The following is a 4,870-nucleotide window of genomic DNA, read 5'->3' on the forward strand; positions in this document are numbered from 1 at the left end:
TTGCCAAGTGATCTTCAGGTAGCCAATCGTTAAGGTCATGTGGCATAAAAGAAACTTGTTCTCTATCCGCTCCAATAAATGATATCATGCCCCAAGATATAAATAATTGGGTGGTTTATTAAGTCCGACAGACTCCTAGACAAGTACATGAAAAGGTGCAATATGGGTGTCGAGCAAATTAAAGATTACAATTCTAGGAAAGATGACATCTCCAGCTTTATTGATGAGTTACTTTGTGCTGATGTAGAACTATCCACTTTTCATAAAAAGAGTGAGTTAGAGCCTCGACTTGAAGATTTTTTGAAAAATCTGGCGAATGATGTCATATTCACCTTATACGTATCAAATGAACAATATCTTAATAAAGAATTAGATCAATTTGTTAAAATATTTCAATCTTATTTAGAGAAAATTGAAAACATAAAATTATCAATAGAGATACAAGAAAGCTCTAACGGAAAGAAGTTTGAATTCAAGGTGAAAGAAGAAAAACTTTCAACATCAAATTTCCAAGAAGCCCTAACCAGATTTGATGACTTTATTTCTCTTTGTATCTCTTCCCCTGAACAGGTCTTAGATCAACTTAGAGAAAATAACTTTGATCCGTCTGAGGCAATTGAAATTGTAAGAGAATTTTCTAAAAAGTATAAGAGGCTACTTTTAGATATTAATCACGAAAAGCAAAAGATTGAACTGAGTTTAAAGCAAGAGTTTGAAAATTCATTGCTTGAACAAAACATAGATATAAGTTCTAGAGAATTGAGCCTTTTCAGTAATCAAAAGGCTAGTTCAATGCCCAACCTATTAACAACGGATAATTTAAAACGATTTTCTGATCACGAATTCCAAATACTGCAATTAGCAAGTCAATATTCACAAAATGAAAAGTTGCCAGAGGTGAAAACAAATTTGGAAATTCTCAGGGATTTAGATTTACCTAAAGAAGATAAAAAGGTCGCTTTTAATAAGCTCAAAGCATTTCTTCTCAAAACAGGAAAAAAAGCAATGAAACAAGCTGAAGACGTAGGAGTCAAAGTATTGATAAAATATCTTGAAAGTCAAGTGGTATAAAATACCTCTAACAAACACTATCATCCATAAGCCAACTGAGCTATTTGCCAAGGCTGTGGGGATCAGATACTTTTATAGATATTTGAAAAGTTCAGCTTACGGATGATAGTTGGCCGTTAGTGTGCCACGAAGTGGTACTTATCCAGTGGGTGTAAATCCCATCAGGGCAATTGACTGTTCACCCTGAAGAGCGCCAGACAGTACACTCTGTGAGGAGGATGCTGAAGCTTTGGCAATCAAGTATGCAAGCCGTAATGCGCAAGTGTGAACCCATACTAGCTTCGAAAAGGCCCTTGTAGAATTGGGGAGAGTGTTGACGATCTCGAACCCTGCCATACCAAGTGGATCAACAGTAGAATGAAGTTTGGTAAACTACCGGAGTAATAGGGATGGCGTGCATACAGATGGATGAGTATTAAACGTGGGAGGTCTTTTATAATAAGGAATGGCAATCCTAAACAAGCTGATATAAGTATTACGAAGTTCAGAGATGGTTATAAAAGAAGTCGGAGGAGCTCATAGTACCAATAATTGGGGAGACAACATAACTCACCATAGGAAAGGGGCTCTACTTTAGCAAAGCTTACAATGAAAGATAGAATGAGTTGTATTGATGCAAATCTATTAGCAAGTCCACCCTCGCAATGCGAAGAGAAAGTTCGTGTCTTTCAAAGGAAGCTATATATTCGAGCCAAGAGAGAGAAAGGCTTTAAGGGTTATAGTCTGTACGATAAGTTATATCAAGGCTATTTTCTAGTAACTGCTCTGGGAGGCAGATTTTCATGACACCTCGTCTGGGTTTCGTCCAAAAAGGGGAGCACAAGATGCGATCAAACAGATCAAGCAAAACATCTATGAAGGACATCAATTTGTATATGACGCAGATTTGTCAAAATACTTTGATACGATACCCCATGGCAAATTGTTTAAACTGTTGAAAGTTCGTCTAGCAGATGAAGGGATATTAGGTTTGATTCATCAGTGGCTAAAAGCACCAGTTCAACTAGCAGACCATACTCTAGAAGCAAATAAAGAAGGGACACCACAAGGGGGAGTAATATCTCCGCTTCTGTCCAATATTTATTTACACGCTTTTGATCAGATTGTAAACAATCCAAATGGAAGGTTTGCCAAGGCAGGCATTCGTATGGTCAGGTATGCCGATGATTGGTTGTTAATGGGTAAATACTATTTCAGTAAAACGATACTGAACTATATAGACCGAATAATGACCAATATGGGATTGAAGCTCAACAAAGAGAAGACCAATCTGCTGCATACAAGCAGAAGTAGTTTATACTTTTTGGGTTTTGAGTTCCGCAAGATCGGGTCGAAATTTTCTTGGAGTAAGAAAAAGTACCTGAACGTATGTCCGAGTAAAAAGTCGAGGAGTAAGCTGTTTTCCAAGCTCAAGGAGCTATTTGGCAAACGCAAACACTGGACAATAGAATGGATAGTATGGAAGCTCAACCCTGTATTACGAGGCTGGTTGAATTATTTTTCAATCAGCAAAGTGACCCATATATGGGACACGATCAAGGTTATCAAGCAACACCTGTCTTACAAGCTGTTCAAATGGATGAAAGGAAAAGGAAGGAAGGCGCATCGGAAGCTACGCCAGCGACCCTATGAGAATTTAGTAAAGTTTTACAGCTTGCTGGATTTGGACAAGTATGCCCGCCTGAAAACGCTCTCGAAAGCTGAATAAAGAATGCTATCGGTAAGCCGTGTGAGGGAAAACTTCATGCACGGTTTGATGAAGGGGGTACTGACAACTTACAATACTTTTATATCTTTATGATAAAAATAAAAGTAGAGGGTTGTCAGACCCTACTCTACTATGGCATAGGGAAATTCTCAGAACATTCTTCATTAAATATTTGAACATGGGAAAATTTTCCTATATTTGTTTTGTTGTTCTGGGTTAGAACTAACTAACAATGGAAAGTTACCTCATGCATAGTGACATTGATAAATTATTAGCAGGTATATTCAGTAGCGAAGACTCGCCCTCCTTACGAGAGCTATTCGAGCAAAGAATTATTCAACTGAATATAACCAAATCCCAAGCATATGATGCTTTGGAAATGGACAAAAAGTCTGTCGAACCTATATTGGACAATGAAGCTAAACAGGTTGACACAATTAAACTTCTGAAGATCGGTGAATTTCTTAATCTTGATGTTGAAAAAACAATTCAACTTTATTTAAATCAAAATACAGCCGAGAAAACTAGAGAACTAAACAGGACTAGAAAAGCGAAATTCATTTTCGAGAATTTTGACCTAACTGGCCTTAAAAAGCTCGGATTTATTAGTGACATAAAGAATCTGGCTGAAATCGAAGATCGAATTGTTTCTTTCTTTGGACTTAAGGACATCTTTGAGTACAGAGATGAAACCTTAAATAGGGTTGCATTTAGTAAATCTAAAATATCTGCCAGTGACAAACTACGAGCATTTTGGATTCGAACAGCATATGCACAATTTGAAACTATCAATAACCCAAATGAGTTCGATCGCGATCGTTTAAAGCAATTGATCAGCCGAATAAAACCCTATTCTCGGAATGAGAAGGATGGCTTCTTTACAGTATGCAAGGCATTGTATCATGCAGGGGTAACGGTCATTTTTCAAAGACACATTCCTCAAACTCAAGTACGAGGAGCAACATTCGTGGTAAACAACAAGCCATGCATTATTATAACTGACCTGTTCAAAAGATATGGAACGATCTGGTTTTCTCTATTGCATGAATTGTTTCACGCTCTATACCATTTAGATGATATTAAGACTAGATCCTTTCATTTAACAGGTGAAGCAGACTTATGGCTTGATAACGAAGAAGAGGCTGATGATTTTGCCAGAAGGTATTTTCTACCTGACGAGCGATATAAATTTATCGTCCCATCGATTTCTAATCACTTTGTTGTTCAGAAATATGCTAAGGAATGGGATATACATCATTGTTTGATTTACAACTTCTATTGCTATGACAACCCTGAATATTGGCCTGGATACAACAAATACGATCCTGGCCTAGATGAATCAGTCCAGAAGATTAATGCCATACCATTTAATAAAGAAACGGTAAGTGAAATTGTATTGGAGATCAAAAATAATTTAGAACTAGTTTGATTATGAACGAAGAAAGTAACGATAAGGAACAAGAAAAAAAGTCTGAAGAGCAGAAGAAGCTAGAAAAGGAAAAGAGACGCAGAGAGATTGAAGAAATACTCTCAGAGGCTAATAGCAAAACCGGAGAACAACTGGTTATTGATGAACTCGGTGCGGTTAAATCACAAGACGAGCTGAAAGAGTTTGCTTTAGGTCACATACCAGATGACCCAGAAGAAAAATACAATGTTTACTACAAGGGTATTGAGAAACTTTTAAAGAAATTCTTACCCGAAGGAGATAAGTACAAGTCTGCTAGAGAAGTCATTCGAGAAGAAAAAAAGATTTTCTTAACTCGAGGCAAAAAGCTTAATGACAAAGGAATTCGAGGTGCTGACAGTCGTATGGCATATATACAGGACATGGAAGAAGTGATGAACTTGATAACAAAATGGGCATTTGAAAGCAGAAATTACTTTGAATTGTATGGACTTCTTAGGGATAAGAATGAAGAATTAGGATACCATAACGATTAACGACATACAATAACTAAGCATTCGTGCGGCCGATAGGCCAAGCATGAATGTAGTGTTGAACGAACCGTAGTTGGTATTTGGCAGATAGTCTTATGGGTTTTTCGGTCTGTGGATTTGGTTGACCTGTAGATTTAAGTAGGTCTTTGA

At 37.2% G+C, this 4,870-nt stretch carries 4 protein-coding genes; all 4 read left to right on the forward strand.

From position 1 onward, the window contains the following. Nucleotides 1–162 precede the first annotated feature (162 nt). The 4 genes from AAOP42_RS00155 (at nucleotide 163) to AAOP42_RS00170 (ending at nucleotide 4,723) form a co-directional block, all read left to right on the forward strand. On the forward strand, nucleotides 163–1,071 hold the full coding sequence (locus AAOP42_RS00155) for a hypothetical protein (RefSeq protein ID WP_349526428.1): 909 nt from the start codon (nucleotides 163–165) through the stop codon (nucleotides 1,069–1,071). An 829-nt stretch (nucleotides 1,072–1,900) separates the two neighbouring features. Then, nucleotides 1,901–2,779: a reverse transcriptase domain-containing protein gene (locus AAOP42_RS00160; RefSeq protein ID WP_349526431.1), complete on the forward strand. Its 879-nt coding sequence runs from the start codon at nucleotides 1,901–1,903 to the stop codon at nucleotides 2,777–2,779. Nucleotides 2,780–3,011: 232 nt separating this feature from the next. After that, entirely contained in the window at nucleotides 3,012–4,208 is a 1,197-nt protein-coding gene (locus AAOP42_RS00165) for an ImmA/IrrE family metallo-endopeptidase (RefSeq protein ID WP_349526429.1), read from the forward strand. 2 nt (nucleotides 4,209–4,210) lie between these two features. Continuing rightward, complete coding sequence (locus AAOP42_RS00170) at nucleotides 4,211–4,723, forward strand: hypothetical protein (RefSeq protein ID WP_349526430.1); 513 nt, start codon at nucleotides 4,211–4,213, stop codon at nucleotides 4,721–4,723. The last annotated feature ends 147 nt before the right edge of the window (nucleotides 4,724–4,870 follow it).

The organism is Reichenbachiella sp. MALMAid0571, from assembly GCF_040151475.1.
GTDB lineage: Bacteria > Bacteroidota > Bacteroidia > Cytophagales > Cyclobacteriaceae > CAXBNB01.